The organism is Paraburkholderia sp., assembly GCF_024281035.1.
In the GTDB taxonomy this organism is placed as follows: domain Bacteria; phylum Pseudomonadota; class Gammaproteobacteria; order Burkholderiales; family Burkholderiaceae; genus Paraburkholderia.
The window spans coordinates 20,138-46,393 of the sequence record NZ_JAMXLH010000066.1 but is presented as its reverse complement, the minus strand read 5'-3'; the positions used below and the strand labels follow the sequence as shown (position 1 = coordinate 46,393).

Sequence of the window (26,256 nt, the reverse complement as noted above, 5' to 3'; positions counted from 1 at the left end):
CCGGAGTAGCCGTGCAGGAAGATAAGTAGTCCTGTTGTCATGCCGCCGTGTCCTTTCGCGGGCGCGTGCGTCTTGCAAACATTGGCGCACCGGATCCGCATATCGGCGGGACCGCTACGGGCCAACAAAAAGGAAAAGGAGTTGGAGACATGAAATTTGCCAAACGTCGTTCGGTTCTCGGCTCGCTCGTTTGCGGGGCCGTGCTTGCGAGCCTCTCGCTCGCCGCGCCGCTCGCGCATGCAAGCAAGGATCATCCCGAGATCGGTTTTTGCATCGACGATCTGCGTGTCGAGCGCTGGTCGCGCGATCGCGACTACTTCGTCGCAGCCGCCGAAAAACTCGGTGCGAAGGTTTCGGTGCAGTCCGCCGACGCAAGCGAAGAGCGCCAGATTTCCCAGATCGAAAATCTCATCTCGCGCGGCGTGGATGTGATCGTGATCGTGCCGTTCAATTCGAAGACGCTCGGCAATGTTGTGGCCGAAGCGAAAAAGGCCGGAATCAAGGTGGTTTCGTATGACCGTCTGATCCTCGACGCCGACGTCGACGCGTACATCTCGTTCGACAACGAGAAGGTAGGCGAACTGCAGGCACAGGGCGTCTTCAACGCGCAGCCGAAGGGCAATTACTTCCTGCTGGGCGGCGCGCCGACCGACAACAACGCGAAGATGCTGCGCGCAGGCCAGATGAAGGTGCTCAAGCCCGCCATCGACCGCGGCGACATCAAGGTGGTCGGCCAGCAGTGGGTGCCGGAATGGAGCGCTTCGACGGCGCTGCGCATCATGGAGGACGCGTTGACGGCGAACAGCAACAAGATCGACGCGGTTGTCGCTTCGAACGACGGCACGGCGGGCGGTGCGATCCAGGCGCTGGCGGCCCAGCATCTGGCGGGCAAAGTGCCGGTTTCGGGCCAGGACGCGGACCTCGCGGCAGTGAGGCGCGTCATCGCGGGCACGCAAACCATGACGGTCTACAAGCCGCTCAAGCTGATTGCGAGCCAGGCGGCAAAACTGTCCGTCGATCTCGCGAAGGGCAACAAGCCCGCGTACAACGCGCAGTACGACAACGGCAAGAAGAAGGTCGATACGGTCCTGCTGCAGCCGACGCTGCTCACGAAGAGCAATGTGGACGTCGTGGTCAAGGACGGTTTCTACACGCAGGCACAACTGGCGAGCCAGTAACGGCATGCGGAGCGCGCGCGCCGTTTCGTGCGGCGTCGCGCGCGGCCCGTTGCAGCGAGGTGCAAAGCGTATGACCCAACCACAACCATTGCTGACGATGCGCGGCATCGTCAAATCCTTTGCGGGCGTGAAAGCGCTCGACGGCATCGATCTCACCGTGCGGCCCGGCGAATGCGTGGGCTTGTGCGGCGAAAACGGCGCGGGCAAATCGACGCTCATGAAGGTGCTGTCCGGCGTCTATCCGCACGGCACGTGGAGCGGCGAGATCGATTGGGAAGGCGAGCCGCTGAAGGCCGCGAACGTGCGCGACACGGAGCGCGCGGGCATCGTCATCATCCATCAGGAACTGATGCTCGTGCCGGAGCTTTCCGTTGCCGAAAATATTTTCCTCGGCAACGAGATCACGCTGCCGGGCGGCCGCATGAATTACGCGGCGATGTACCGCCGCGCCGACGAACTGCTGCGCGAACTGAACATCGAAGCGATCAACGTCGCGCAGCCCGTGATGAACTACGGCGGCGGCCATCAGCAGCTCATCGAGATTGCGAAGGCGCTCAACAAGCGCGCGAAGCTGTTGATTCTCGATGAGCCGTCGTCGTCGCTCACCGCCGCCGAAACGAAGATTCTGCTCGATATCGTGCGCGATCTAAAGCGGCGCGGCGTGGCATGCGTCTACATTTCGCACAAGCTCGACGAAGTCGCGGCCGTGTGCGACACGGTCACGGTGATCCGCGACGGCAAGCACGTGGCGACCGAGCCCATGCAGTTGCTCACGACCGACCGCATCATCGCGATGATGGTGGGCCGCGAGATCCGCAACCTCTATCCGCGCGAGCCGCACGAGATCGGCGACGTCGTGTTCGAAGCGCGCAACGTGACCTGCTTCGACGTCACGAACCCGCGCCGCAAGCGTGTGGACGATGTGTCGTTCTCGGTGCGGCGCGGCGAAATTCTGGGCGTGGCCGGGCTCGTGGGCGCGGGGCGCACGGAGACGATGCAGGCCATTTTCGGGGCGTATCCGGGTGCGTGCACGGCGAGCGTGCTGCTCGACGGCAAGCCGTTGAAGATCCGCTCGCCGCTCGATGCGATCGAGGCCGGCGTCGCGATGGTGCCCGAAGACCGCAAGCGTCACGGCATCGTGCCGCAACTGGGTGTGGGCCACAACATCACGCTCGCCGTGCTCGAACGCTTCTCGAAGGGCGGACGCATCGATGCCGCTGCAGAACTCGACACCATTCGCACGGAAATGCAGCGGCTGTCCGTGCGCGCGGCCAATCCCATGCTCTCGATTGCGAGTCTTTCGGGCGGCAACCAGCAAAAAGCCGTGCTGACGAAAATGCTGCTGACCGGCCCGAAGGTGCTGATTCTCGACGAGCCCACGCGCGGCGTCGACGTCGGCGCGAAGTACGAGATCTACAAGCTCATCTTCGAGCTTGCGAAGCGCGGTGTGGCGATCGTGGTGGTGTCCTCCGAGTTGCCCGAAGTGCTGGGCATCAGCGACCGCGTGCTCGTCATCGGCGAGGGCGAGTTGCGCGGCGACTTCGTCAATCGCGGTCTCACGCAGGAACATATTCTCGGCGCGGCGATCCAGAGCCGGCGCAGCCCATCCCTCGGTCAAACTGAAAGAGCGAGTGCAGCATGACCCCTGACGTCACCTCCCAAAGTGTGCGCGACGACGCCGAGCACGGCGGCAACAGCTTCGGCATGCGCTTCCAGCAGCTGTTCGCGCGCTACAAGATCCTCGCGTTGCTGCTCGCGGTCGCTGCGATCTGGGCGTTCTTCTCGGCCCTCACGCACGGCGCGTTCATCACGCCGCGCAACGTCTCGAACCTGCTGCGGCAGATGTCGATCACCGGCATGCTCGCGTGCGGCATGGTGTTCGTCATCATCGCGGGCGAGATCGATTTGTCGGTGGGCTCGCTGCTCGGCCTGCTCGGCGGCGTGGCCGCGATTCTGGACGTGAACCGCGGCTGGCCCATCGTCGCAACGGTGCCTGTGGTGCTTGCGCTCGGCGTGCTCGTCGGGCTCCTGAACGGCTGGTGGTCCACGTACCGGCGCGTGCCGTCGTTCATCGTCGGGCTCGGCGGCATGCTCGCCTATCGCGGCGTCCTGCTCGGCATTACAGGCGGGTCCACGATCGCGCCGGTCTCGGACAACTTCGTGTTCATCGGCCAGGGTTATCTGCCGCGACTCGCGGGCGACGCGCTCGCGCTCGTGCTGTTTGCGCTGCTCGCACTGCTGACCGTGCGCCAGCGTGCGAACCGGCGGCGCTATCAGTTGCCGGTCGCGCCGCTGTGGCAGGACGGCGTGAAGATCGTCGGCGCGGGCGCGCTCGTGCTGGCGTTTGTCGTCATGCTCGACAGCTATGGCGGCATTCCCGTGCCCGTGCTGCTTCTGCTGGCGCTCGTCGGCATCTTCACGTGGATCGCGACGCAGACGGTATTCGGCAGGCGCATCTACGCCGTGGGCTCGAATCTCGAAGCGACGCGTCTTTCGGGCGTCAACACGAACCGCGTGAAGCTCGCGATCTTCGCGCTGATGGGCCTCATGTGCGCGTTCGGAGGCATCGTCAATTCGGCGCGTCTCGCGGCGGGCTCGCCCTCGGCGGGCACGATGGGCGAACTCGATGCGATTGCGGCCTGCTTCATCGGCGGCACGTCGATGCGCGGCGGCTCCGGCACCGTGTATGGCGCACTGATCGGCGCGCTCGTGATGGCGAGCCTCGATAACGGCATGTCGATGCTCGATGTCGACGCTTATTGGCAGATGATCGTGAAGGGCGGCATTCTCGTGCTCGCCGTGTGGATCGACGTCGTGTCAGGCTCGAATCGCCGTTGACGGCTGGATCGCAAACGCGCCGTCCTGCCGCGCCGAAATTTCGTCCCGTAAGCGGATGGGAAGAGGGCAAGCCCGCACGGAGCGTGCGGGCGCCCCGAAAGGCGCACGGGGTCTTACGCTACACTTGCTGCAGCCTGAAAATGGAGCAGCAATGATTACTCGGAAAGTATGTCTCGTCGGCCTCGCGGCCACCGCCACCTTGCTCGCAGGATGCGCTGCGCAGTACCGCAATTCCAGCGCGTGCCAACAGGAAATGCGCAGCCGTCTCGCAGACGCGTCGCACGGCGAGCTGACGGTCGTGCACACCGCAGTCGCGTATCGCGGTAGCCGCGTCGTGGTTGAAGGTCACCTCAAAGCGACGCATCAAGCCGGCGCCGCTTCCGGCGCTTCGGATGCTTCGGATGCTTCGGATGCAAAGGCCGCGCTTGTGTCGGCGGCTTCAGCGCCCGCGGAGTTGGCGGCCGAAGAGGAATCGGCGACTGTAGAAGCTTCGGCGGCAGTAGAGGCTTCGGCGGCCAAGGCCGCACCCAAACTCACTACGCCGGTCGACGTGCTTACGCAGAAACTCGGCATCAAGAAACCGCGGCAAACGCCCGCCGCCGCCGAATGCACATTCGACGAGTCGGGCCTCAAGTCGTTTCGCTGGCTCGCGCCGGCGTCGCTCGCGAAGACCACGCCCGACCCGAGCACCCCGTCCGATTGACACCGCACGGACGAATCACGCGAGGCGGCATCCGCCTCTATTTCCGTGTGCTCATAAAGCGCTCCGAACCTTTTTACGGTCAACGGCGCGTTTTACGCACTCGCATGGGACGGTCGCGACTATGGTGCGCAGATCGTATCCGGACGCAAAAACGATCGCCAGTGCGTTGATATCAAAGTAAAAATCCGGATTTTGGGTTTCGCGCGAGCCCGTTTTCGACCGAAGACGAACGCGGCAGCGGCGCAATTGCCGGTGCGTCGATCAGTGACGGGGCGCGGATTTTGCACAGGGGCTCCCGGGACCGGTAAAATAATTGGTTGATCCACGCAAACTGGCCGTGGCGTAGCCGAGGGATTACCCGAACATGAGTGATTTTCATCAACGTCTTGCCATCCGTGCTGTCGCATTCCTGATGGCAGGCGGGCTGGTCGCCGGCTGCAGCTCGCCGTCGGCTCCCAAGATCGATTACCGCAGCGACATCAAAACGAAGGCCAAGGAGTCGTCGCTGGCCATTCCGCCGAACATGCTCGACGAAACGTCCGACCAGCGTTCGCTGCCGCCGGTGGGCGGCGAGACTTCGCTCTCCGCGCTCCAGCGCGTCGAGACCGCAGCGCCGCCGTCGTCGGCCGACGATACGCGCGTGCTCCCGCAGGTGGCGGGCATGCATATCCAGCGTGACGGTACGGAAAGCTGGCTCGTCATCGACAACAAGAAGCCCGACGAGGTCTGGCCGCAGGTGCGCCGCTTCTGGCAGGAACAGGGTTTCCTGCTGGTGGTCGACCAGCGCGACAAGGGCGTCATGGAGACCGACTGGAACGAAACGCACCAGAAGATCAGCGACGGTCTGATCCGCAACACGCTGTCGTGGGCAATGGGCAATTCGTATGTCGGGGCCGAGCGCAACAAGTACCGCACGCGCCTCGAAACGTCGCCGGCCGGCGGCACCTATATCTTCATCAGCCAGAAGGGTTTGAGCGAGCAGGTTGGTGGCGTCAACAACGACAACACGAAGTGGGCGCCGAAGCCCAACGATCCCGCGCTCGAAACCGAATACCTGAAGCGCCTGATGGTGACGCTCGCGAACGCGAAGCCGGGCGTGCCCGACGTGCAGGCCGTCGCCGAAGCGGACGCGAAGCCGGACGCAAAGAACAACGACAAGGCCGACAAGACCGCGTCGAAGGCGGACCCGGCTGCTGCTGCCGTCGCCGCGCAGAACGCCAGCCTTGCAGCGCAGGACGCCGCTGCTTCCGCGCAGTCCGGGCGCGGCCTGTCGTCGTCGGGCGGCCAGTACACGTCGACGGAACTCACGCTCGGCGAGTCGTATGACCGCGCGTGGCTGCGTGTGGGCATCGCGCTCGACCGCGCGAACTTCACCGTGGACGAGCGCGACCGCACGAAGGGCATCTACTACGTGCGCTACGTCGACCCGAAGGACATGACTTCCGACTCGCAGGGTTTCTGGGACCAGGTGTTCCATGGCCGCAAGGAGAAGGTCGCGAAGCTGTACAAGCTGAACGTCCGCGCCATTACCGAGACCCAGACGCGCGTGGCGATCGTCGACGACGCCGGCAAGACCGATACGTCGACCCCGGCTCGCGAGATCATGAACCTCGTCGTGTCGCAACTGCAGTAACGCTTTTGCGGCCCGCACGCCGGGCCTCCATTGAAAAACCCGCCTGCGCATAACGCAGGCGGGTTTTTTTACGCCGGGCGCAACGGCGCTCAGTGCGGAGGAATCATCCAGGTGAACACGTTTTGCTGCAGCCACACGAGGATGCCGAGCAGGACGGTCAACAGGATCGAGTGCTTGAAGGTCTTCGCGAACACGTGACCTTCCTTGCCCTTGAGGTCGGTGGTGGCGACGCCCGTCGAGATGTTCTGCGGCGAAATCATCTTGCCCATCACGCCGCCCGACGAATTGGTTGCCGCCATCAGCACGGGGTTCAGGTTCAGCTGCTTCGCGGCGACCACCTGCAGGTTGCCGAAGAGCGCGTTGCCCGAGGTGTCGCTGCCCGAGAGGAACACAGCCACCCAGCCGAGGAATGCTGAGATGAGCGGGAAGAACGCACCCACCGAAGCCGCGCCGAGACCGAGCGTGTAGGTGAGCCCCGAGTAGTTCATCAGATAGGCGAGACCGACGATGGTCGCCACGGTCAAGATGGCGATGCGCGTCTGGACCCACGTGTCGGAGATCGCGGCGCAGAAGTCCGAGAACTTCAGACGCACGATGAACGCCGTGATCAGCGCGGCGACGAGAATGGCCGTACCGGTGGCGAGCGGCTGGAAGTCCCAGATCGCGCCATAGGGCGTGTTATAGAGCGTGATGAACACGGCCTTGTCGAGGCCCGGCCAGGGAATCTTCGCCTCGCCGTGCGTGAACACCTTCAGGATCGTCCACAGAATCACGACCACGGACACGATCAGCCACGGATACCAGCCTTGCACGCCCGGCACGTCGGCGCGCACTTCCTTCGAGCGGTCGACCTTGATCTCGAACTTCGGATCGGGAGCGGGTTTCCAGACGTGCACGAATGCAATCGTGAGGATCAGCGAAACGAGCGACGAGAGAACGTCGGTCAGGCTGTAGTTAATGAAGTTCGCGGTGACGAACTGCGTGAGCGCGAAGCTGCCGCCCGCGACGAGCAGGACCGGCCACACGCGCAGCATGTTGCGAAAGCCCGCGTAGATGCCGATCACGTAGAACGGCAGTGCCAGCGCGAAGAACGGCAGCTGGCGGCCGACCATCTGACCGAGCGCATCGGCGGGCAGGTGGGTGACGGCGCCAAGCACGGTGATCGGCACACCGAGCGCACCGAACGCCACCGGCGCGGTGTTGAAGATCAGGGTGAACGTCAGTGCTTCGAGCGCCGGGAAGCCGAGCATGATCAGCAGCGAGCTCGTGATCGCGATCGGTGTGCCGAAACCCGAAATGCCTTCGAACAGCGCGCCGAACGAAAAGCCGACCACGACGAGCACGATGCGCCGGTCGTTCGGCAGGTGGTCGAGCAGCCACATGCGAAACGCGGCGAACCGGCCTGAGCGCAGCGCGATGTTGTAAAGCAGAATCGCGGTGACGACGATCCACATGACAGGCCACAGCGCGAACACGGCACCCGCGAAGACGGAGTTGAACGCGAGTCCGACCGGGAACTGCCAGCCGAGGATCGCGACGAGCAGGCCGACGACCAGGCCGGCGAGCGAGGCCTGCCACGCGGGTCGCCGCGCCCAGCCCAGCAGGGCGAGCACGGTGATGATCGGCAAGGCTGCGATTAAGAAGGACAGGAATAGCGAATTGCCGATTGGAGTTAACAACTGGTGGAACATGACGTCTCCTGTTTTATGCGTGTTCGATTCGGCGCGAAAGATGCTCTCCGATACGCGGGGGCGCTGGTGAAGACGGGTGTGTAATTAAGATATTGCTTCACTCCCCGATGCCCCCTAGCAGCATATAAAAGACGGAACCGGCGTCAAGCAGGGAAACTACCGTCAAGCCCAGTTCGGGGTGCGGCATTTGCGGCCGCAACGACGTTGCGGCCGGGCGCGGACGGCGATTTGACGCGGGGTGCGCGGCCCGCGTTTGCGCCTGCCACGACCGCTAAAAACAACGATGCGGCGGGCGCGTTTCGGCCTCGGACGGGCCGCGCATAGTGCGCGAATAGCACGCAGGATAGACCCTGCGGCGACAGCCGCGCACCGGGCATGCAGGCGCATTCCCCCCGGCACGTAATGGGTGCGCGCGCTACGTGTTTGCGAATGTGGAGCGGACGAAACGCGCAGGTGTGTTTCGTACGGTTGGAGTGCCCCAAAAGAGAAGCGGCGCATCCCGTGAACCGGGAATGCGCCGCTCAGCCTCTCTGATCTTCGCGTTTTTGCCTGTCGTTATAGGTGCGTCCGGTTGTGCTGTTTTGCCGTTCGCTGTGCCAGCGCGTGCGCGCTTACTTGCCGACCTGGTTGCCGATGATGCCGCCTACCGCCGCACCGCCGACTGTCGCGAGCGCGCCGCCGGCGAGCGCCGCACCGGCCACGCCGCCAACGCCCGCGCCGATTATGGTGTCCCGGTCGCGTCTCGACAGGTTGTCACAAGCGGAGAGGCTCGAGACGGCCGTCACGAGCGCAGTGAGGGTGAGAAGGGTGCGTGCGCGTCCGAGGGTTTTCATGTTTGACTCCGGGGTGGTTTCGAGCGGCGCGGCCCATGCGGGACGCAGGCCGCGCGGCTACTACACCCATCGTATCCAGCAAACCCGTATCCGGATGTGCGCGATTGTCAGAGAGCCGTTGGAGTCGTAAAAGAGTGTTTCGTGCATTGAAGCCCCGGCAGGCCCACCCTTTTGCCGGGTGGGCCTGCCAGGGTTTCGGGCGCGCATCGGCCGTTACTGGCGCCGATAGATCTCGCCGCCTTGCTTGATGAACTCGACGGCCTTCACTTCCATGCCTTTCTTCAAGGCTTCTTCGTCGCTCACGCCCTGCTTGGCCGCGAAATCGCGCACGTCCTGCGTGATCTTCATCGAGCAGAAATGCGGACCGCACATCGAGCAGAAATGCGCGACCTTCGCCGAATCCTTCGGCAGCGTCTCGTCGTGGAATTCGCGCGCCTTGTCCGGGTCGAGGCCGATGTTGAACTGATCCTCCCAGCGGAACTCGAAACGCGCCTTCGAAAGCGCGTTGTCGCGCACCTGCGCGCCCGGATGACCCTTCGCGAGATCGGCCGCGTGCGCCGCGAGCTTGTACGTGATGATGCCTTCCTTCACGTCGTTCTTGTTCGGCAGGCCAAGGTGCTCCTTCGGCGTCACGTAGCAGAGCATCGCGGTGCCGAACCAGCCGATCATCGCGGCACCGATGCCCGAGGTGATGTGGTCGTAACCCGGCGCGATGTCGGTCGTGAGCGGCCCGAGCGTGTAGAACGGCGCTTCCTTGCACCAGTCGAGCTGCAGGTCCATGTTCTCCTTGATGAGCTGCATCGGCACGTGGCCCGGACCTTCGATCATGACCTGCACATCGTGCTTCCACGCGATCTGCGTGAGTTCGCCGAGCGTCTTCAGTTCGCCGAGCTGCGCTTCGTCGTTGGCGTCGTAGATCGAACCCGGACGCAGGCCGTCACCGAGCGAGAAGGCGACGTCGTAGGCCTTCATGATTTCGCAGATCTCTTCGAAGTGCTCGTAAATGAAGGATTCCTTGTGATGCGCGAGGCACCACTTGGCCATGATCGACCCGCCGCGCGAGACGATGCCCGTCATGCGGTTGGCCGTGAGCGGCACGTACTGCAGGAGCACGCCCGCGTGGATCGTGAAGTAGTCGACGCCTTGCTCGGCCTGCTCGATCAGCGTGTCGCGGAAGATCTCCCACGTGAGGTCTTCGGCTTTTCCGTCGACCTTTTCGAGCGCCTGATAGATCGGCACCGTGCCGATCGGCACCGGCGAATTGCGGATGATCCACTCGCGCGTTTCGTGAATGTGCTTGCCGGTGGACAGATCCATGACCGTGTCGCCGCCCCAGCGGATCGACCACGTCATCTTGTCGACTTCCTCGCCGATCGACGACGTCACGGCCGAATTGCCGATGTTCGCATTGATCTTCACGAGGAAGTTGCGGCCGATGATCATCGGCTCGCTTTCCGGGTGGTTGATGTTCGACGGGATGATCGCGCGGCCGCGCGCGATTTCCTCGCGCACGAACTCGGGCGTGATTTCCTGCAGCGGGTTGGCGCCGTATGCGGCTGCGCCGAACGCCTGGCCCGCGTGCTGGCGGCCCATCATCGCGGCGAGCTTCGCACCGTTCGTGCCGCTCGCCTTGAGGTTTTCCAGGTATTCGGCGCGGCGCTGGTTCTCGCGGATCGCGACGAACTCCATTTCCGGGGTGACGATGCCCTGGCGCGCGTAGTGCATCTGCGAGACGTTCTTGCCGGACTTCGCGCGGCGCGGCGTGCGGTGCAGGCCGGGGAAGCGCAGTTCCGCGGTGGCCGCATCGGCGGCGCGCTCGCGGCCGTATTCCGAAGTCAGGCCCGGCAGCGCTTCGGTGTCGCCGCGCGACTCGATCCAGCGCTCGCGCAGTGCGGGCAGACCGGTGCGAATGTCGATTTTGGCTTCGGGGTCGGTGTAGGGACCCGAGGTGTCGTAGACATAGATCGGCGGGTTTTTCTCGCCGCCGAAGGCGGTGGGCGTATCCGACTGCGTGATCTCGCGCATCGGCACGCGAATGTCCGGCTGCGAACCAGTCACGTAGATTTTGCGGGAATTGGGCAGCGGGGCTACCGCGGCTTCGTCGACGTGCGCGTTGGCGGAAACGAACTTCGGGTTCGCGTTCATGACTCTCTCTCTCCTGTGTCGACCAGAGTTGGCGCTTCAGCGCCTTACTCTGGTCCCATGCCGGTACGGCGGTCGACCAGAGTCGGCGCTTTAGCGCCTGACGCTGGTCTCATGCAAAGCGATGTGAAAACTACGGCTTAGCAGGAGGCGAGACGGAACGTGGACGAATTTCGCGATGAAGAGGTGAGGCCGGTGCTGCCGCGAAATCCGGACGCATCCCTGCGCTGGCATTATCCAGATCAGGTTCAAAGGGTATTTCTCACCCGCGCAATACGCCGCTCGACTTTCGTTCGTCACGGCGCATGACGCAGGACCCCCGCGTAAGCAGGGCAAACAATACACCGCGTTGCGACAATCTGGCAAGTGACGCTTGCCCCTGTCTGTGGTGCCGATGGCGGCGCGCTTGCAAAGTGAATTGGCCGGATGCTGCGGGCCGAAACAGGTCGCGATCGCTTTTGCGCGATTTTCCGTGACGTCGGCGGTTACTTCGCCGGTTATTGCGCCGGTTATTTCGCCATTTCCGCGCTGTTCGTGATGGCGTGACCGCCTGCGGACAAATCCTGCCCGGCACCCGCAACGGTATTGCAGGCGGCGATCGTGCCCGCCGAGGCGGCGATGAGCATCAATGCAATCAGGCGTTTCATGAGCGTTCCTCCGGCGCATCAGGTCACGCGCCGTGCCGCATGCGGCATGCCCGGGCGCTCGAGCCCGGGCTCGTCACGACACCTGGGCGCGTTGCCCCGGGCGAGGGCGCATGGCCACGTGAACCCAGCCCGCGAGCGCCGTGAACACGAGCCCGGCGATGCACACACCGACCCAGCCGAACAGGTGCCAGGTCGTCACGCCGACCGCGGACCCGGCTGCGCCGCCGATGAAGTACGCGACCATGTAGACCGTATTGACGCGGCTGCGCGCCTCGGGGCGCAGCGCGTAGACGCGCGACTGGTTCGAAATCTGCGCGGCCTGCACGCCGATGTCGAGCACGATCACGCCGATCACGAGCCCGAGGAGGCTCTTGCCCGAAAACGCGAAGATCACGAAGGCGAGCGCCATGAGCCAGAGCGACATCGTGATGATGGCGCGCGAGCCGCGCCTGTCGGCGAAGCGGCCCGCAACCGGCGCGGCCATGGCGCCCGCCGCGCCGACGACGCCGAAGAGTCCGGCCGCCTGCGGCCCGAGATGGAACGGCTCGCCCGCGAGCAGCAGCGTGAGCACGGGCCAGAACATGCTGAATGCGCCGAACAGGAACGCGCCCGTGGTGGCGGCTTCGCGCAGTCCGCGCAATTCGACGGTGAGATGCCACATCGAGGCGAGCAGCTTGCCGTAGCCGAGCGTGGACGTGGGCTGGCTGCGCGGCAGTTTCAGAACGACGACGACCGCGAGCGCAAGCAGCATGACGATGGAAACGCCGAACATGGCGCGCCAGCCGAAGTACTGGCCGACGAACCCGGCCACCGTGCGCGCGAGCAGGATGCCGATCAACAGGCCGCTCATGACGGTGCCCACGGCGTGGCCGCGCGCCTCGGGCGGCGCGAGCTCGGCGGCGAAGGGGACGGCTTGTTGCGCGATGGTTGCGAGCACACCGATCGCGAGGCTCGCGCCGATCAGCACGGCAAGGTTCGGCGCCGTGGCCGCGACGAGCAGCGCGATGCAGACGCCCGCGATCTGCATGAGGATCAGGCGGCGGCGGTCGAAGCGGTCGCCAAGCGGCGCGAGCAGCAGCATCCCGGCGGCATAGCCGAGCTGCGTCGCGGCGGGCACTGCGCCAATCCACGCGGAATTCTCGGGGAAGGATCTGCGGAAATCGTCCAGCAGCGGCTGGTTGTAATAGATGCTCGCGACCGAGACGCCCGCGATGGTCGCCAGCAGGAGCAGGAGGCTGCGCAATGACTGGTTGTCGCCAGCGGGTGCGGAAACGGAAGTGGACATGGGGTCAGGAGCGGGCGGCACCCGGCGAAACGAAGGGCTGGAATCAAGGGTGCCGATCATACCGGAGCGAGCGCGATTTCGCCTGCGAATAGCGGATACCAGCGCGGATACCAGCGCCGATACCAGCGCGGAAATCAGCGAGTTGCGCGCGGGATGCGCACGGCTTGTACGTACCCGTGTGCATCCCGCGCGCTGCGTTCAGGGGATCAGGCCGCCCGTGGGTTCGTAAAACGGATAAGGGCCCTCCGATTCGTCGACGTAAGCGTGGTGGGTGACGAGGCCGCCGCGCGGATCGTAGCGATGCAGCGCGAACGCGGGCGGTTCGAGCGTGAATGAGGAGGACGCGCCGGGCGCGAGATCGAGCGTCACCTGATGCGCGGGTGCGGGCACGGTCGAAGCGATCGTGCCGCCGAAGCGCACGAACATCGGCCGATGGACGTGGCCGCAGATCACGCGCTCGACGTTCGGATGCTGCGCGATCAGCGCTGCCAGTGCCTGCGCCGCTGAGTCATCGAGCCGGATCGCGTCCATGTGGCCGATGCCGCAATCGAACGGCGGGTGATGCAGCGCGACGATCACGGGACGCCCGCGCGCGGCGTCGAGCTGCTCCGCGAGCCATGCGAGCCGCTGCGCGCACAGCGTGCCGGCGCTTTGCCCGGGCTGCATGGAATCGAGCGCGATCAGACGCATCTCGCCGATGTCGACGGCATATTGCACGAACTCGCCGCCCGCCCGCAGTTCGGCGCGCTCGGGAAAGACTTCGCGCAGCGCTTCGCGTGCGTCGTGGTTGCCGACCATGAGCCAGTACGGCAGTTCCAGTGGGGCGAGCAGCGCCTTGAGGTGCAGGTACTCTTCGGTCGAGCCGCGGTCGACGAGATCGCCGGTTATGACGACCGCGTCCGGGCGCGGCGCGAGTGCGTTCAGCCGCGCAATCGTACGCGAGAGGCGCGCCGCTGTATCGACGCGCCGGTAGGCGAGCACGCCGGGTTGCTTGATATGAAGGTCGCTGATCTGGGCGAGCAGCATGGGTGTTCTCTCCGGGTAAGGCGCAATTGTCGTAAATGCAATTGTCGCCAGAATTTATGCGAGCGCGATCAGTGCGTCGGCTGCGATTGAAAGTCCGACCGGCGTGCCGGGAGCCAGTTCGACGCGCCCGGCGACGTCGATGACGAGCGCGTCGTGCGTCGCGCCCTCGATCGTCAGGCGGGTGCGTTCGCCGAGAAACGTCGTGCGCCCGATCACGCCGCGCAGGTGCGCGGTGGCGGGATCGGCGAGCGTGGCGTCCTCGGGGCGGAAATACAGCTCGCTCGCACCCGCCATGTGCGGCGCGGCGGCCGGTACGGCGCCGCCGGTCGTGCGCAGCAGGCCGTCCTGCCATTGTCCCGCGAGCCGGTTAAGCGTGCCGACAAACTGCGCGACCGCGCGGCTCGCCGGACGATAGTAGATGTCGCGCGGCGTGCCGATCTGCTCGATGCGGCCCGCGCTCATCACGACGATGCGGTCGCCAAGCTCCATCGCTTCGGCCTGATCGTGCGTGACGTAGACGGTCGTCACGCCGAGTTCGCGCAGCAGCGCGTTCATGTCGCTGCGCAGCGCATCGCGCAGGCGCGCGTCGAGGGCCGTGAGCGGTTCGTCGAGCAGCAGCACGCGCGGACGCGACGCGAGCGCACGGGCGAGCGCGACGCGCTGGCGCTGACCACCCGAAAGCTGGCCGATGTTTTTATCGGCGTGCGCTTCGAGACGCATCATTGCGAACAGTTCGTCGACGCGCTCGCGTGCGGTGTGGGACGGCACTTTCTGGATCTTGAGGCCGTAACCGATGTTTTCGCGCACCGTGAGATTCGGAAAGAGCGCGTAGTTCTGGAACACCATGCCGACCTTGCGGCGCTCGATGGGCAGGGCGGTTACGTCGTCGTCGCCGAATCTCACGCTGCCGCCCGAGTCGGGCGATTCGAGCCCGGCGATCAGGCGCAGCGTCGTCGTTTTGCCGCAGCCGGAGGGCCCGAGCAGTACGAGCGTTTCACCCGCGTCAATCGCAAGATCGAGCGGCTCCAGCACGCGCGCGCCGCGAAACGTCTTCGCGCAACGCGTGAGGGTGATCGGTATGGAATCGAGTTTCATCGGGAATCCTTGTTGGTATGGCGCTTGCGGGCCTTGCGGTTGATCTGGCCGCCCGATGCGTCCACGCCGAGCCATTGCATCGCCACGAGCAACGGCAGAGTCATCATGAGGAAGAGGATCGTGTAGGCGCTGCCCACTTCGATGCGCAGCGACGCGTAGGCGTCGGCGAGGCCGACCGGCAGTGTCCGCGTGTCGGGCGTATGCAGCATCCAGGTGAGATTGAATTCGCCGATCGAGAGCGTGAGCACCGCGAGCGCGCCCGCGACGATGCCGGCCCGCGCATTGGGCAGCACGATCGTGACAAAACGCTGGATGAAGGTTGCGCCGAGACTTGCGGCGCCTTCTTCGAGCGTGCGCAGGTCCGCCGAAGCGCACACGGCCGCGACGGGCCGCACCATGAACGGCAGCGTGAACACCACGTGGCCGACCACGATGAACGCGGTGCTCGAACGAAACGCCGTGAAGCCGCCGTAGACCACGAGCAGCGCGAGCGCGGAGGCGAGGCCCGGCAGCGCGATGGGCATGACGAGCAGTTCCTCGATCAGCCGCGAGAGACGCGTGCGGCTGCGCGCGAGTGCGTAGCCGGCGGGCACGCCGGCGAGGAGTGTGATGACGAGCGTGGCGGCGGCGATTTCGAGCGAGAGGAACACCGACTCGCGATACTGCGTCCAGACCTGATCGAGCCAGCGCAAGGTGAAGCCGCTCGAGATGCCGCGAAAGTAGTTGACCGTGAGGCCGGCGACGATCGACATCCCGACGGGCACGATCAGAAATGCACAGGTGGCAAGCGTGACGCACCATTGCGCGAACGCGAGCCATGTGCGGGCGGAGGGCGGCGCGAGCCGCCTCCGTGCGGTGGATGCGACCGGAGTGACGACTGAGTTCATGTGCGGTTCCCCGATATCGCTTATGCGGTGGCCGCGACAGCCGAGCCGGTCAGGCTGCGCGCGACGGTGAGCACGGCCCAGGTCACCAGCCCGAGCAGGATCGACAGGCCCGCAGCCGTCACCATGTTCGCGTTGAGGGTGAACGCGGTGTAGATGGTCATCGGCAGGACGTCGATGTCGGTGGCGAGCGTGAACGCCGTGCCGAATGCGCCCATGGCCGTCGCGAAGCACACGGCACCCGCCGCGATCAGGCCCGGCGCGAGCGCGGGCAGGATCACATCGCGCACGATGTGCCACGGCGTGGCGCCGAGCGAGCGCGCGGCTTCTTCGAGCGACGTATCGAGCTTCGTCGCGCAGGCCATCACCGTCACGATGACGCGCGGGATCGAAAAGTACAGATAACCCGCGAAGAGCCCGGCCATCGAATAGGCGAATACCCAGCGCTCGCCGGTGAGAGGCAGCGCGAGCGCACCGATCAGCCCCTGACGACCCGCGAGCATGATCACCATGAAGCCCACGACGACGCCCGGAAACGCGAGCGGAAACGTGAGCAACGCGACGAGCGCGGAGCGCCCCGGAAACTGGCGCCGCACGAGCAGCATGCCGCAGATCGTCGAGAGCACGAGCGTTGCCGCCGTGACGGCTGCGGACAGTGCGATCGTCGCGGCGAGACTCTCCATGTAGCGGCTATTCGTGAGAAGCGCGCGATAAGTCTGGACGAAATGACCGTCCGCGCTCACCTGGACGAGCGCGGCCATCGGCAGCAGCCAGAACGCGAGGAAGATCACGAGCGCCGGTGCAACGAGCGCCGCGCGCCAGCGCAGGGGAAAGGTGATGTCGTGCATGTCGGTGAGCGTATCGGTGTGTATCGATGCGTATCGGTGCGTGGAGGGATCAGTGCATGAGCTGCAGATAACGGTCGCCGAACGCCTGCTGTTGCGCCGCCATCTTCGCGAAGTCAACCGGTTTCGCGCGTGCGTACTCGCTCGCGGGCAGAAATTGCGCGGCGATCTGCGGCGACATCGCGCTTGCGCGCACCGGACGCAAATAAGCATTGGCCCACAGCTTCTGGCCTTCGTCGGAGAGCACGAAATCGAGCACCTTCTTGCCGTTGTCGGCATGCGGGCCGTTCTTCACGAGGCTCATCACGTACGGCACCGAAATCGTGCCTTCCTTCGGGATCACGAATTCGACGTTCGCGTGATCCTTGTATTTCGCGCGATAGGCGTCGAAATCGTAGGCGAGCAGGATTGGAATCTCCCCGGAGAGCACGCGCGCGTAGGCCGTCTGCTTCGGCACGATGGGCTGGTTGGCCCTGAGCTTGCCGAACCAGTCGAAGGCGGGCTGGAAATTGTCGAGCGTGCCGCCCAGCGCGAGATTCACGGCGACTGCGCCCGCATAGCCGACGAACGCACTCGACGGATCGAGATAGCCGATCATGCCTTTGTATTCGGGCTTGAGCAGATCGCCCCACGAAGTCGGGACCGGCTTGCCTTCGAGTGCGTCCTTGTTCACGAGGAAGCCGAGCGTGCCGGAATGGATGGCGAACCAGTAGCCCTGCGGATCCTTTTCGTTCGCCGGGATTTCGTCCCAGTGCGCGGGCTTGTACGGTGCGACCAGGTTCTTGTCCTTCGCCTGGACCGCCGACGAGATGCCCAGATACACCACGTCCGCAACCGGGCTCTTTGCTTCGGCCATTAGCTGCGCGATGGCCTGGCCGGAGTTCTTGTTGTCGAACGGCACGCGGATGCCGGTTTCCTTCTGGATCGCCTTGATCTGGCTCGCCCAGTCGGCCCATTCGGGCGGGCAGTTGTAGCAGATCGCGGTTGGTTCAGCGTGGGCGGCGGTGCTCGTCGCGATGCCTGCGGCGAGCGCGATCGATGCAGCGGCAGCAGCGGCCGGGAATGCACGCGAAGCGCGCTTGAGCGACGCGGAAAGTGCGTGGACGGCTGCGCGCACAGAAAAGCAGGATAACGAAATAGCTGAGGCGAATCGGCGAGTCATGACGGATGTCCGGGTCGGGTGAGAAACGTTGTTGGTACAGCAGCGTTGCTGGCACTGTGCCGCCGGGCTGCGGGCGGCACGGCATGGCGAAAGGATCAGGGGAGCATCAGGGAAGCAGCGCGTCGCCGCTTTCGTGCGAAGCGTGCGGCGCCTGACCGGCGCGGGCGAGCGGCGTGTTCGCGATGGCTGCGATCGTGCCGCCCTCGCGCAGCGTATGCGGCAACGTGAGTGCGAGCGGCGCGTCAGCGTATTCGCCGACGATGCGCGCCATCAGCTTCTGCCATGCCGCCCGGCCGATCTCGCGGTTCGGCGTTCTGATGCTCGCGAGCGCTGGCGCAAGCAGTTCGCCCATCGAGAGGCCGTCGAAGCCGAGGATCGACACGTCCTGCGGCACGCGCATGCGTGCGCGACGCAGACCGCGCATCACGACCATGGCAAGCAAATCGTTGCTGCAGAAGAGGGCGGTGGGAGACTGCTGGCTGTCCGTCAGGTGGGCGAGCACGTCGGGCGCGAGTTCGTCGGCATTGAAGTCGATCTCCAGTGCGGGCGCGGGCGTGAGGCCGGCCTGTTGCATCGCGTGCGTGTAGCCCGCATGGCGCTGGCGTGCGCGGTCGGATGCGGCGAGCGTGCCGGCGAGCATCAGAATGCGGCGATGGCCGTGCGCGATCAGCATGCGCACGCCGTCGCTGGCGGCCCGGTAATTGTCGACCGATACCGACGGGCGGCGCTTCGTGTCGTTGTGCATCAACACGTAGAGCGGACCGTCGGCGTCGAGTTCGTCGAGCAGGGGATGTGTGTCCGCGTCGGCGACAGTCAGAATGAGGCCCTCGACGCGTTGCGCGCGCAACGTCTCGATCGCATGGCGCTCGCGCTGCTCGTCATACTGCGTGGTCATCAGCATGAGCCGGAAGCCCTGCTCGGCGGCGAGCTCGTCGATGCCCTGCAGGCACTCGGCGAACACGGGGTTCGCGAGCGTGGGCAGTACGACGCCGATCAGGCGGGTGCGCTCGCCGCGCAACTGGCGACCGAGCGGGCTCGGATGAAACTTCAGCGCCTCGATGGCCTGACGCACCTTGGCGAGCGTGACCGGGCTGACAGTGTGAGGCGCGTTGATCGCTCGCGAGACGGTGGCGATTGAAAATCCCGCATGTGCGGCGACATCCTTGATGGTTGACGTCATGTGTGCGGTCCGGACGTTGTAAACGTTTTCAATGGGCGGATTATGGAAATAGCGTGTGACGTGCAGATGACGCGCCGAGTTTGGGGACGGCGTGGGGCAATGGTAGAATCGCGTCCGCCCTTGCCGGGGTGATGAAATTGGTAAACATAGCGGACTTAAATGAAATTTGAGTGCCCGGCCGGAAACGGCCGGTGCAGAACCCCTCAAATTCGGCGAACCCCCTGGGCCGTGCGGCGCGTGAGCGCGAACGGCACCGAGGCAACGCCGAGCCAAGCCGGTTGCTGCGCATGCGCGGCGGCGCGGAAGGTGTAGAGACTAGACGGGGGGCGCCTAAGGCGGTGCGCGGCGTGCAAGACGCTGTGCGTGGCTAGGGCGAAGGCATAGTCCAGCGCACGAACGCGCACAAAACGATGCGCGCGGCGTCGAAAGACGTGGTGTGACGAAAATCCGCCGCCTAACGGCTTGCCGGTTCAAGTCCGGTCCCCGGCACCAAGAATTCTCCCGCCCGATCCGGGAGATCCAGCAAACCCGCGAAAGCCTGAGGCTTCGCGGGTTTTGCTTTTTCTGCGACCGGTTCAAGACGTGCTTCGCGCGTCTGTTAGCCAAGTCTCATTAGTGATGCGAATTTATCGTTCGCGGCGGGTATCGAGCGCTACTCAGGTGCGTGTCGGCTTCACCGATCGCACGAGACGACATGTGAGATCCAGATGGGCGATGTGGGTTGTGCGCAGGACAGAGCCGTGTTGTACCGGTGCCGCTTGCGCAAGCGTCGCGTAGCAAGGGCGCGCAGCGCATGACAGCGGCTCCGGCGCGAGTGGACCAACAGGCCGAGCGCATTGCGCTTGCGTGCAACTACGGGGAAGGAGACGGGCGCTGCCGCGCGAAGGTTTCCACCGCGGCGATGCGGCGAACACCAGGCGACGAACCCCACGCGGTGAACCCGGTTGATCGCGCCTGCCCGAATGACCGATGTGGCTGGTGATTCGGACTACCAGTGCGAACAACGGCTGAAGCGGCAGGGACTATCGGTGTCGGAATCGACCCGTGCGCGGATCGATCATCCGGGCGAAACCAAACAGGGCAAGAATCCCGAACGGACACACAATCAGGAATGCGGTCACCATGTAACCACCTGCGACGAAGCGTAACGAAATGTGTCGCCAGTTTATCCCAGGAATGCTGTCTGAATATTAGGGAGAACGACAATAATTTATTTCGACAATGAGAAAGATGTCGCGAACGGAAAGGGTTGCGGATCGGATGGCATGCTCGGCCTGCTGGACCTGGCGGCCTGCAGCGCCAGGCAGTGGACGTACCGGTTCAGATGCAGTCGAAGATCAATACGACTGACTGCGCCGTTACGTCGCGCAGCCCCTCGGTGTGCATTTCGACGGTGTGCATTTCCTTCCTGAATTTTTTGCAGTAGGCCTGTGCCTCGCCGATACCGGCGTTGCGCACGCGATTCCAGGACACGATGTTCCAGCGTGCGCGGCTCGTCACGATCAAATGCCCATCTTGTTGCGAGTGCACATCGGTTACCGATGTGCACGCTGCCAGCACGCTGACTCCGGCTAGCAGGACGAGTCCTCTCATAGATCCTCCAGATACCGGTGCATTGTCGCCGCGTCATGGCAGTGATTGCAACCTATAAGAATCGGGATGACGCGATGTGCCGCACTTATGCTGCGCCGCATTGCGACGACTCAGTGTCAATCGGCCCGCAGACTCACGCGCCGAACGTTACCAGCCGGGTGATAACGGTTGCGTCTGCAACCGGGACAGCGCGGCCGACTGGTTGTGGGCGGCACGGTTGCCGATCTGGCGCCGATCTGGAAGCCAGGTAGGACGAACGGAAGAGTCCTCCGTGGCTGCACGCGCCGATGTTCTGGAGGCCTTGTGCTAGCCGCCTTCGTGAGCCCGCACGGCGTGTCACGGTGCGGTTCGCGAGACGAAGTGCGAAGACGATCATGGCGCGGTCGACGAATGCCCGCCGCCAGATTTCGTTTCCGGTTGCTGCTCGCGCGACTCAGGAATTCATCGCAAGAATTGGCGTGTTTTGCGGTGATGCGGTGCAGCAGGTGCTGCCCGAGAAACGTAGCTGAGCGTGCGTACACGTCATGCTTCGTCGGATAGGGTTTGCGATCGCTTCACCGCTGCGCCTTGCGTGATGTGACGCCGTGTTGTCGCGACGATGTGAAGGCGTTTGGCGAAGCCGTACGCTGCGCCGCATCACGTCGAACGTCAGCAAACGAATTCACGTCTGCTGCGTGCGAAAGGGAATCTGGTTCGGAAAAACGGCGCGCTGCCGGACCCGAGCGGCTGTTCTGCGTCGATTGTTCATCTTGCGCGACAAGTGACTTCGTATTCGGCCCATTTATCGGGGAATGGCGGGTTTCTAGAATGGCACACATGGAAACGCCATGGCATCCCGCGGGAGGTGATGGCGAAGCGGGAGCCATTATGAAATCCTTTATCGAACGCCAGTTATTTCAACCTGCACTCGTTTTACCCATGGTGGACCTAATGCAGATGATGGTTTCGACCGACTTCAATTTGAGCCAGGTCGGGCTGATCGTCGCCACGCGCAGTGCGCGTGCCGCTCTGCAACGCTCGCGCGAACTGTTGTGCGCTGCGCACGGTGAATGCGTTCACTGAAGCCCCGGATTGCCGATACGAAACCCCGATCCCCTGACGCGCGCCGGCACGGTTTGTTCAGTGCTGTAGCGTGAGTCCGTGAGCCGTGCCGCGCTGCGGGGCGGCTCTTTTTTTCCCGATTTCCTTACGGAAAATGCGCCTCTGGATACCGCCTGGCGGCACACGTGCGCGCGGGCGCCGCCGTTAAAACGACAGGCGTAAGATGCCGCGAATCGTTACGGAACTGCGGTCAGTGCACTGCGTTCTCGCAAACTCACGAAGGAGAGGCGGCATGTCACAACATTTCGACGCAATCGTGATCGGCACGGGGCAGAGCGGGCCCGCGCTTGCCGTGCGCCTCGGCAAGAGCGGCCGCAAGACAGCGGTGATCGAGCGCGCTGCGTTCGGCGGCACCTGTGTGAACGTCGGATGTACGCCGACCAAGGCTTATGTCGCCTGCGCGCGCGCCGCGCATGTCGCACGCCATGCAGCTGACTTTGGCGTGCAGGTCGACGGTGACGTGCGCGTCGATCTCGCTTTCGTGAAGGCGCGCAAGGACCGCATCATCGGTGCTTCGCGCGATGGCGTCGAGCGCTGGCTGCGTGCGACGCCGAATGTCACGGTGTTTCAGGGACACGCGCGCTTCACGGGGCCGCATGCGGTGAGCGTCGAGGTAGCCGGTGGAGAGTCGCTCGCACTCGACGCCCCGGAAATTTTCCTCAATACCGGCACGCGCGCCTCGGTGCCGTCGCTTCCCGGCCTCGAACGTATCCGATACGAAACCAATTCCTCGATCCTTGCGCTAGAGGTACTGCCGTCGCATCTGGCGATCGTCGGCGGCAGCTATATCGCGCTGGAATTCGCGCAGATCTTCCGGCGGTTCGGCAGCCGCGTCACGGTGCTCGTGCGCGGTGCGCGCGTGCTTGCGCGCGAAGATGAAGATGTCGCCCTTGCGGTACAGGAGGTGATGACGCGCGAGGGTGTCGAGTTTCGCTTCGGAACGGCCCCGCGCGCCGTCGAGCCGCTCGGCGACGGCGGCACACGCATTGCCCTCGACGATGGTGTGCTCGATGTCTCGCATCTGCTGTTCGCGACGGGACGCATCCCGAACACCGATGATCTGGGGCTGGAAGCGGCGGGCATCGCACGCGACGCGCACGGCATCATTCCGGTCGACGGACAGTTGCGCACGAAGGTCGAAGGCGTCTGGGCGCTTGGCGATGTGAACGGGCGCGGCGCGTTTACGCATAGCTCATACGACGACTATCAAATCATCGCGGCCAATCTGCTCGATGGCGGGAATCGCAGTGCCGACAAGCGCATCCCGGCCTACGCGGTGTTCGTCGATCCGCCGCTCGCGCGCGTGGGCATGAGCGAACGTGCGGTGCGCGAGAGCGGGCGGCCTGCACTTGTTTCGACCATGCCGATGTCGCGCGTGGGCCGTGCCCGTGAGCGCGGCGAGACGGACGGTTTCATGAAGGCGCTGGTGGATGCGCAGACGAAGCGAATACTGGGCGCGTCGATCTTCGGCATCGAGGGCGACGAAGCGATCCACACGTTCATCGACATCATGACCGCCGATGCGCCGTACACGACGCTGCAGTTTGCAATGCATATTCATCCGACCGTGAGCGAGCTGGTGCCGACGCTGCTCGACGGGCTGAGGCCACTGAAATGAGCGCGATCTCGCCGGGTGCGTCCGGCAACCTGTTCGTGGGCATCGAGCACGAAGCGACCGACGAGCGCTTCGACCGGCTGGTGACGCGGCGCGGTTTGGTGATCGAGCGGATCATATCGACAGGCCAGGCGAACCCGGATGGATTCTGGTACGACGATCCGCGCGAAGAATGGGTGGTGGTGCTGACTGGCGCCGCGGCCCTGCAATTCGAAGCCGACATGCCCGTTCGGCGTCAGTTGCTGCCGGGCGACTACGTGCATATTCCTGCACATTGCCGGCATCGCGTGGCATGGACCGACGAGACGGTGCCGACCGTCTGGCTCACCGTTTACTTCAGTGCGGACGAGGGCGCGGCTGAGGGCGAGGCCTGAAACCGGGTCGTGGGTTTCCGATCGTACCCAGGCGCTGAACACCGTCGACAATAATCGCGCCTGAGCCCCATTTGCACGCGCTTCGCGTGCCAGACCGCATCTGCACAACCCATGCGCGCACAAAACTCGCTTCGCGTTGCCCTGGTTTCCGATACGCACAATCTGGTTCGGCCCGAACTGCTGCGTTTTCTTGCCGGCTGTGACGCGATCGTTCACGCGGGGGACATTTGCGATTCGTCCGTGCTTGCCGCACTCAGCGCGATTGCACCGCTGACCGCCGTGCGCGGCAATAACGATCGCGGAGCATGGGCAGAAGCGCTTCCGCTGCAAACGGTGCTGGAACTCGGCGGGGTGAAGATCGCGGTCGTGCACGAATTACGGGACCTGCGCGACGATCCCGTGAGCACGGGCGTCGCAGTGGTCGTGAGCGGCCATTCACATAAGCCTTCGCTGGAGGTTCGCGATGGTGTGCTCTATGTGAATCCGGGCAGCGCAGGGCCACGCCGTTTCAGATTGCCCGTTTCGGCCGCGATGTTGATCATCGGAAAATCGGGCGAACTAGGCGTCGAGCATGCGCAGCTAGTCGCGTAACGCGCTACTGCCGCAAAACAGTGCAAAAAGAGTGCACAAAAGAAATCCGCGCTGGGGGCGCGGATTTCTTCATGCCGGCGGGCGGCCTGTCGCGAGTGGGCGAGGCCGGGGCTGGGATCAGCCCTCGGTCGGCGGCACGTAGCCCGCTGCCTGGTCGGCGCCGTCGCCGAAGAAGAACTTCTCCGTCTGCTTGATCAGGTATTGACGCGCGCGCGGGTCGGCCATGTTCAGGCGGTTTTCGTTGATCAGCATGGTCTGGTGCTTGAGCCACATCTGCCAGGCTTCCTTCGAAACGCTTTCATAGATGCGCTTGCCGAGTTCGCCGGGCAGCGGCGGAAAGTCGAGACCCTCGGCTTCCTTGCCGAGCTTTGCGCATTGGATCATACGGGCCATGCTGTGCTACTCCTGTAGTCGTTTGTGTGGGGGGTGTCGCGCTTCATCGGTAGATGAGGACGCTCAAAGCTGTTTCATCAGCACGAGCGACTTGCGCTGCCAGTTGTAGAGCCGGCGGCGATCTTCGGGCAGGTCGTCGACCGTTGCCTTCACGAAGCCGCGTTTGAGGAACCAGTGTTCGGTGCGCGTCGTCAGCACGAAGATGCGCGTGAGGCCGCGCGCCCGCGCGCGCTGCTCGATGCGGCGCAGGAGGCGCTCGCCGTCGCCCGCGCCTTGCGCTTCGGGCGACACGGTCAGGCACGCCATCTCGCCGATGCGCTCCTGCGGATACGCATACAGCGCTGCACAGCCGAACAGCACGCCGTCGTGCTCGATCACCGAGAAGTGGTCGATGTCGCGCTCGATCTGGTGACGGCCGCGGCGCACGAGCGTGCCGTCCATTTCGAGCGGTTCGATCAGCGTGAGAATGCCGCCGACGTCGTCGGGCGTCGCTTCGCGCAGGCTCTCCAGGTTCTCGTACGAGATCATGGTGCCCACGCCGTCGTGCAGGAACAGTTCGAGCAGGACACTGCCGTCGAGCGCGTACGGAATGATGTGCGCACGGCCGACGCCGCCGCGGCACGCGCGAATCGAGTGCTTCAGATAGAAGGCCGCGTCGCCGAGCACGGTGCCGCTTTCGTGCAGCTTGTAGGCGTCGTCGAGCGACAGTTCACGGATCAACTCGCCTTCCGCGTCGATGAGGCCCGGTGTTTCCGTAAGGAAAATAATCTTGTCGGCGCGCAGCCCGATGGCTGCAGCCGACGCAACGTCTTCCATCGACAGATTGAACGCCTCGCCGGTCGGCGAGAAACCGAGCGGCGAGAGCAGCACGAGCTTGCGGCTCGCCAGCGAATGTCTGATCGAGTCGGCGTCGATCTTGCGCACGAGACCCGTGTGCTGAAAGTCGACCCCGTCGAGAATGCCCACGGGCCGCGCCGTCACGAAGTTGCCCGAGACGACGCTGATGTGCGCGTGCGCCATCGGCGTGTTCGGCAGACCCTGGCTGATCGCGGCCTCGATGTCGAGACGCACTTCGCCCGCGGCTTCCTTCGCCGATTCGAGCGCCCGCGCGTCGGTAATGCGCATGCCGTGCGAGAACTCCGATTCGACGCCGTGCAGGCTCATCTGCTCCTCGACCTGCGGGCGCGAGCCGTGCACGAGCACGATCTGGATGCCCATGGCCTGCAACAGCGCGATGTCGGCGACGAGCGCGTTGAGCAGATTCTGGTGCACGACCTCGCCGCCAAAACCGACGACGAACGTCTTGTTATGGAACGCGTGAATGTAGGGTGCGACCGATCGCATCCAGTCGACGAACTGCGCGTGCTGCGAGACGGACTCCGCGGCGCCGGAGGAAGCCGGCGAGCCTGCGGGCGCGGGGACGAGGTCGGTTTGGGAATTCATGCCC

General features: G+C 64.5%; 24 protein-coding genes and 1 riboswitch. Of the genes, 10 read left to right on the top strand and 14 right to left on the bottom strand.

The features are described from left to right. The first annotated feature begins 149 nt into the window (after nt 1–149). The 5 genes from xylF to bamC all read left to right on the top strand — a co-directional run bounded on the left by xylF (nt 150) and on the right by bamC (nt 6,352). Nucleotides 150–1,178, top strand: a complete 1,029-nt coding sequence (gene xylF / locus Q0L30_RS21455) for a D-xylose ABC transporter substrate-binding protein (protein WP_296660898.1) — start codon at nt 150–152, stop codon at nt 1,176–1,178. A gap of 70 nt (nt 1,179–1,248) precedes the next feature. Further along, the gene (gene xylG, locus Q0L30_RS21450; RefSeq protein WP_296660894.1) at nt 1,249–2,820 is read left to right on the top strand and encodes a D-xylose ABC transporter ATP-binding protein; all 1,572 of its coding nucleotides are present in this window, start codon (nt 1,249–1,251) and stop codon (nt 2,818–2,820) included. After that, nucleotides 2,817–4,016, top strand: coding sequence for a sugar ABC transporter permease (locus Q0L30_RS21445; RefSeq protein ID WP_296660890.1), 1,200 nt, complete (start codon nt 2,817–2,819; stop codon nt 4,014–4,016). Before xylG ends, Q0L30_RS21445 begins: the two co-directional genes overlap by 4 nt. Nucleotides 4,017–4,167: 151 nt before the next feature. Next, nucleotides 4,168–4,719, top strand: coding sequence for a hypothetical protein (locus Q0L30_RS21440; protein WP_296660887.1), 552 nt, complete (start codon nt 4,168–4,170; stop codon nt 4,717–4,719). A 364-nt stretch (nt 4,720–5,083) separates the two neighbouring features. After that, nucleotides 5,084–6,352: an outer membrane protein assembly factor BamC gene (bamC, locus tag Q0L30_RS21435; protein ID WP_296660884.1), complete on the top strand. Its 1,269-nt coding sequence runs from the start codon at nt 5,084–5,086 to the stop codon at nt 6,350–6,352. A gap of 89 nt (nt 6,353–6,441) precedes the next feature. Here the strand turns inward: bamC and Q0L30_RS21430 are convergent, their stop codons facing one another. The 11 genes from Q0L30_RS21430 to Q0L30_RS21380 all read right to left on the bottom strand — a co-directional run bounded on the left by Q0L30_RS21430 (nt 6,442) and on the right by Q0L30_RS21380 (nt 19,142). Next, nucleotides 6,442–8,043 (bottom strand): L-lactate permease, encoded by a 1,602-nt coding sequence (locus tag Q0L30_RS21430; RefSeq protein ID WP_296660882.1) that lies wholly within the window; start codon nt 8,041–8,043, stop codon nt 6,442–6,444. Nucleotides 8,044–8,654: 611 nt separating this feature from the next. Further along, nucleotides 8,655–8,876: a glycine zipper 2TM domain-containing protein gene (locus Q0L30_RS21425; RefSeq protein WP_296660879.1), complete on the bottom strand. Its 222-nt coding sequence runs from the start codon at nt 8,874–8,876 to the stop codon at nt 8,655–8,657. Nucleotides 8,877–9,089: 213 nt separating this feature from the next. Continuing rightward, nucleotides 9,090–11,021 (bottom strand): phosphomethylpyrimidine synthase ThiC, encoded by a 1,932-nt coding sequence (gene thiC, locus Q0L30_RS21420; protein ID WP_296660876.1) that lies wholly within the window; start codon nt 11,019–11,021, stop codon nt 9,090–9,092. 198 nt (nt 11,022–11,219) lie between these two features. After that, nucleotides 11,220–11,349: riboswitch (TPP riboswitch) on the bottom strand. A gap of 178 nt (nt 11,350–11,527) precedes the next feature. Then, nucleotides 11,528–11,665 carry an entericidin A/B family lipoprotein gene (locus Q0L30_RS21415; RefSeq protein ID WP_296660874.1) on the bottom strand — a complete coding sequence of 46 codons (138 nt, stop codon included), beginning with the start codon at nt 11,663–11,665 and terminating at the stop codon, nt 11,528–11,530. Nucleotides 11,666–11,738: 73 nt separating this feature from the next. After that, entirely contained in the window at nt 11,739–12,950 is a 1,212-nt protein-coding gene (locus tag Q0L30_RS21410) for an MFS transporter (protein ID WP_296660871.1), read from the bottom strand. A 198-nt stretch (nt 12,951–13,148) separates the two neighbouring features. Next, complete coding sequence (locus tag Q0L30_RS21405; RefSeq protein ID WP_296660869.1) at nt 13,149–13,976, bottom strand: phosphodiesterase; 828 nt, start codon at nt 13,974–13,976, stop codon at nt 13,149–13,151. 54 nt (nt 13,977–14,030) lie between these two features. Beyond that, on the bottom strand, nt 14,031–15,071 hold the full coding sequence (locus Q0L30_RS21400) for an ABC transporter ATP-binding protein (protein ID WP_296660867.1): 1,041 nt from the start codon (nt 15,069–15,071) through the stop codon (nt 14,031–14,033). Next, complete coding sequence (locus Q0L30_RS21395) at nt 15,068–15,958, bottom strand: ABC transporter permease (RefSeq protein WP_296660863.1); 891 nt, start codon at nt 15,956–15,958, stop codon at nt 15,068–15,070. The genes Q0L30_RS21400 and Q0L30_RS21395 overlap by 4 nt, the downstream gene beginning before the upstream one ends. A gap of 20 nt (nt 15,959–15,978) precedes the next feature. Further along, complete coding sequence (locus tag Q0L30_RS21390; protein ID WP_296660860.1) at nt 15,979–16,803, bottom strand: ABC transporter permease; 825 nt, start codon at nt 16,801–16,803, stop codon at nt 15,979–15,981. A 49-nt stretch (nt 16,804–16,852) separates the two neighbouring features. Then, nucleotides 16,853–17,962 carry an ABC transporter substrate-binding protein gene (locus tag Q0L30_RS21385; protein WP_296660857.1) on the bottom strand — a complete coding sequence of 370 codons (1,110 nt, stop codon included), beginning with the start codon at nt 17,960–17,962 and terminating at the stop codon, nt 16,853–16,855. A 106-nt stretch (nt 17,963–18,068) separates the two neighbouring features. Continuing rightward, nucleotides 18,069–19,142, bottom strand: coding sequence for a LacI family DNA-binding transcriptional regulator (locus Q0L30_RS21380; protein ID WP_296660854.1), 1,074 nt, complete (start codon nt 19,140–19,142; stop codon nt 18,069–18,071). A gap of 962 nt (nt 19,143–20,104) precedes the next feature. On the opposite strand from Q0L30_RS21380, the gene Q0L30_RS21375 reads away from it, so the two are divergent. Beyond that, on the top strand, nt 20,105–20,290 hold the full coding sequence (locus Q0L30_RS21375) for a hypothetical protein (RefSeq protein WP_296660851.1): 186 nt from the start codon (nt 20,105–20,107) through the stop codon (nt 20,288–20,290). 172 nt (nt 20,291–20,462) lie between these two features. Here Q0L30_RS21375 and Q0L30_RS21370 read toward each other — a convergent pair whose 3' ends face one another. Then, nucleotides 20,463–20,735 carry a hypothetical protein gene (locus Q0L30_RS21370; RefSeq protein ID WP_293034270.1) on the bottom strand — a complete coding sequence of 91 codons (273 nt, stop codon included), beginning with the start codon at nt 20,733–20,735 and terminating at the stop codon, nt 20,463–20,465. 867 nt (nt 20,736–21,602) lie between these two features. Here Q0L30_RS21370 and Q0L30_RS21365 point away from each other — a divergent pair. From Q0L30_RS21365 to Q0L30_RS21350, 4 genes are all read left to right on the top strand, one after another. After that, the gene (locus Q0L30_RS21365; protein ID WP_293034269.1) at nt 21,603–21,797 is read left to right on the top strand and encodes a hypothetical protein; all 195 of its coding nucleotides are present in this window, start codon (nt 21,603–21,605) and stop codon (nt 21,795–21,797) included. 271 nt (nt 21,798–22,068) lie between these two features. After that, nucleotides 22,069–23,454, top strand: a complete 1,386-nt coding sequence (locus tag Q0L30_RS21360; RefSeq protein WP_296660848.1) for an FAD-containing oxidoreductase — start codon at nt 22,069–22,071, stop codon at nt 23,452–23,454. Then, entirely contained in the window at nt 23,451–23,825 is a 375-nt protein-coding gene (locus Q0L30_RS21355) for a cupin domain-containing protein (RefSeq protein WP_296660845.1), read from the top strand. Before Q0L30_RS21360 ends, Q0L30_RS21355 begins: the two co-directional genes overlap by 4 nt. A 111-nt stretch (nt 23,826–23,936) precedes the next feature. After that, nucleotides 23,937–24,416 carry a metallophosphoesterase family protein gene (locus tag Q0L30_RS21350; protein WP_296660843.1) on the top strand — a complete coding sequence of 160 codons (480 nt, stop codon included), beginning with the start codon at nt 23,937–23,939 and terminating at the stop codon, nt 24,414–24,416. Between the two features lie 117 nt (nt 24,417–24,533). Here Q0L30_RS21350 and Q0L30_RS21345 read toward each other — a convergent pair whose 3' ends face one another. Together Q0L30_RS21345 and argA are read right to left on the bottom strand one after the other, a co-directional pair. Next, nucleotides 24,534–24,809, bottom strand: coding sequence for an oxidative damage protection protein (locus Q0L30_RS21345; protein WP_293034265.1), 276 nt, complete (start codon nt 24,807–24,809; stop codon nt 24,534–24,536). 63 nt (nt 24,810–24,872) lie between these two features. Further along, nucleotides 24,873–26,252, bottom strand: coding sequence for an amino-acid N-acetyltransferase (gene argA, locus Q0L30_RS21340; protein WP_296660839.1), 1,380 nt, complete (start codon nt 26,250–26,252; stop codon nt 24,873–24,875). Nucleotides 26,253–26,256 lie beyond the last annotated feature (4 nt).

Excerpts from the sequence above, each read along its gene's own strand:
- xylF (WP_296660898.1), top strand. The coding sequence starts at position 150 with ATGAAATTTGCCAAACGTCGTTCGGTTCTCGGCTCGCTCGTTTGCGGG.
- xylG (WP_296660894.1), top strand. The coding sequence starts at position 1,249 with ATGACCCAACCACAACCATTGCTGACGATGCGCGGCATCGTCAAATCC.
- Q0L30_RS21445 (WP_296660890.1), top strand. The coding sequence starts at position 2,817 with ATGACCCCTGACGTCACCTCCCAAAGTGTGCGCGACGACGCCGAGCAC.
- Q0L30_RS21440 (WP_296660887.1), top strand. The coding sequence starts at position 4,168 with ATGATTACTCGGAAAGTATGTCTCGTCGGCCTCGCGGCCACCGCCACC.
- bamC (WP_296660884.1), top strand. The coding sequence starts at position 5,084 with ATGAGTGATTTTCATCAACGTCTTGCCATCCGTGCTGTCGCATTCCTG.
- Q0L30_RS21430 (WP_296660882.1), bottom strand. The coding sequence starts at position 8,043 with ATGTTCCACCAGTTGTTAACTCCAATCGGCAATTCGCTATTCCTGTCC.
- Q0L30_RS21425 (WP_296660879.1), bottom strand. The coding sequence starts at position 8,876 with ATGAAAACCCTCGGACGCGCACGCACCCTTCTCACCCTCACTGCGCTC.
- thiC (WP_296660876.1), bottom strand. The coding sequence starts at position 11,021 with ATGAACGCGAACCCGAAGTTCGTTTCCGCCAACGCGCACGTCGACGAA.
- Q0L30_RS21415 (WP_296660874.1), bottom strand. The coding sequence starts at position 11,665 with ATGAAACGCCTGATTGCATTGATGCTCATCGCCGCCTCGGCGGGCACG.
- Q0L30_RS21410 (WP_296660871.1), bottom strand. The coding sequence starts at position 12,950 with ATGTCCACTTCCGTTTCCGCACCCGCTGGCGACAACCAGTCATTGCGC.
- Q0L30_RS21405 (WP_296660869.1), bottom strand. The coding sequence starts at position 13,976 with ATGCTGCTCGCCCAGATCAGCGACCTTCATATCAAGCAACCCGGCGTG.
- Q0L30_RS21400 (WP_296660867.1), bottom strand. The coding sequence starts at position 15,071 with ATGAAACTCGATTCCATACCGATCACCCTCACGCGTTGCGCGAAGACG.
- Q0L30_RS21395 (WP_296660863.1), bottom strand. The coding sequence starts at position 15,958 with ATGAACTCAGTCGTCACTCCGGTCGCATCCACCGCACGGAGGCGGCTC.
- Q0L30_RS21390 (WP_296660860.1), bottom strand. The coding sequence starts at position 16,803 with ATGCACGACATCACCTTTCCCCTGCGCTGGCGCGCGGCGCTCGTTGCA.
- Q0L30_RS21385 (WP_296660857.1), bottom strand. The coding sequence starts at position 17,962 with ATGACTCGCCGATTCGCCTCAGCTATTTCGTTATCCTGCTTTTCTGTG.
- Q0L30_RS21380 (WP_296660854.1), bottom strand. The coding sequence starts at position 19,142 with ATGACGTCAACCATCAAGGATGTCGCCGCACATGCGGGATTTTCAATC.
- Q0L30_RS21375 (WP_296660851.1), top strand. The coding sequence starts at position 20,105 with ATGACCGATGTGGCTGGTGATTCGGACTACCAGTGCGAACAACGGCTG.
- Q0L30_RS21370 (WP_293034270.1), bottom strand. The coding sequence starts at position 20,735 with ATGAGAGGACTCGTCCTGCTAGCCGGAGTCAGCGTGCTGGCAGCGTGC.
- Q0L30_RS21365 (WP_293034269.1), top strand. The coding sequence starts at position 21,603 with ATGAAATCCTTTATCGAACGCCAGTTATTTCAACCTGCACTCGTTTTA.
- Q0L30_RS21360 (WP_296660848.1), top strand. The coding sequence starts at position 22,069 with ATGTCACAACATTTCGACGCAATCGTGATCGGCACGGGGCAGAGCGGG.
- Q0L30_RS21355 (WP_296660845.1), top strand. The coding sequence starts at position 23,451 with ATGAGCGCGATCTCGCCGGGTGCGTCCGGCAACCTGTTCGTGGGCATC.
- Q0L30_RS21350 (WP_296660843.1), top strand. The coding sequence starts at position 23,937 with ATGCGCGCACAAAACTCGCTTCGCGTTGCCCTGGTTTCCGATACGCAC.
- Q0L30_RS21345 (WP_293034265.1), bottom strand. The coding sequence starts at position 24,809 with ATGGCCCGTATGATCCAATGCGCAAAGCTCGGCAAGGAAGCCGAGGGT.
- argA (WP_296660839.1), bottom strand. The coding sequence starts at position 26,252 with ATGAATTCCCAAACCGACCTCGTCCCCGCGCCCGCAGGCTCGCCGGCT.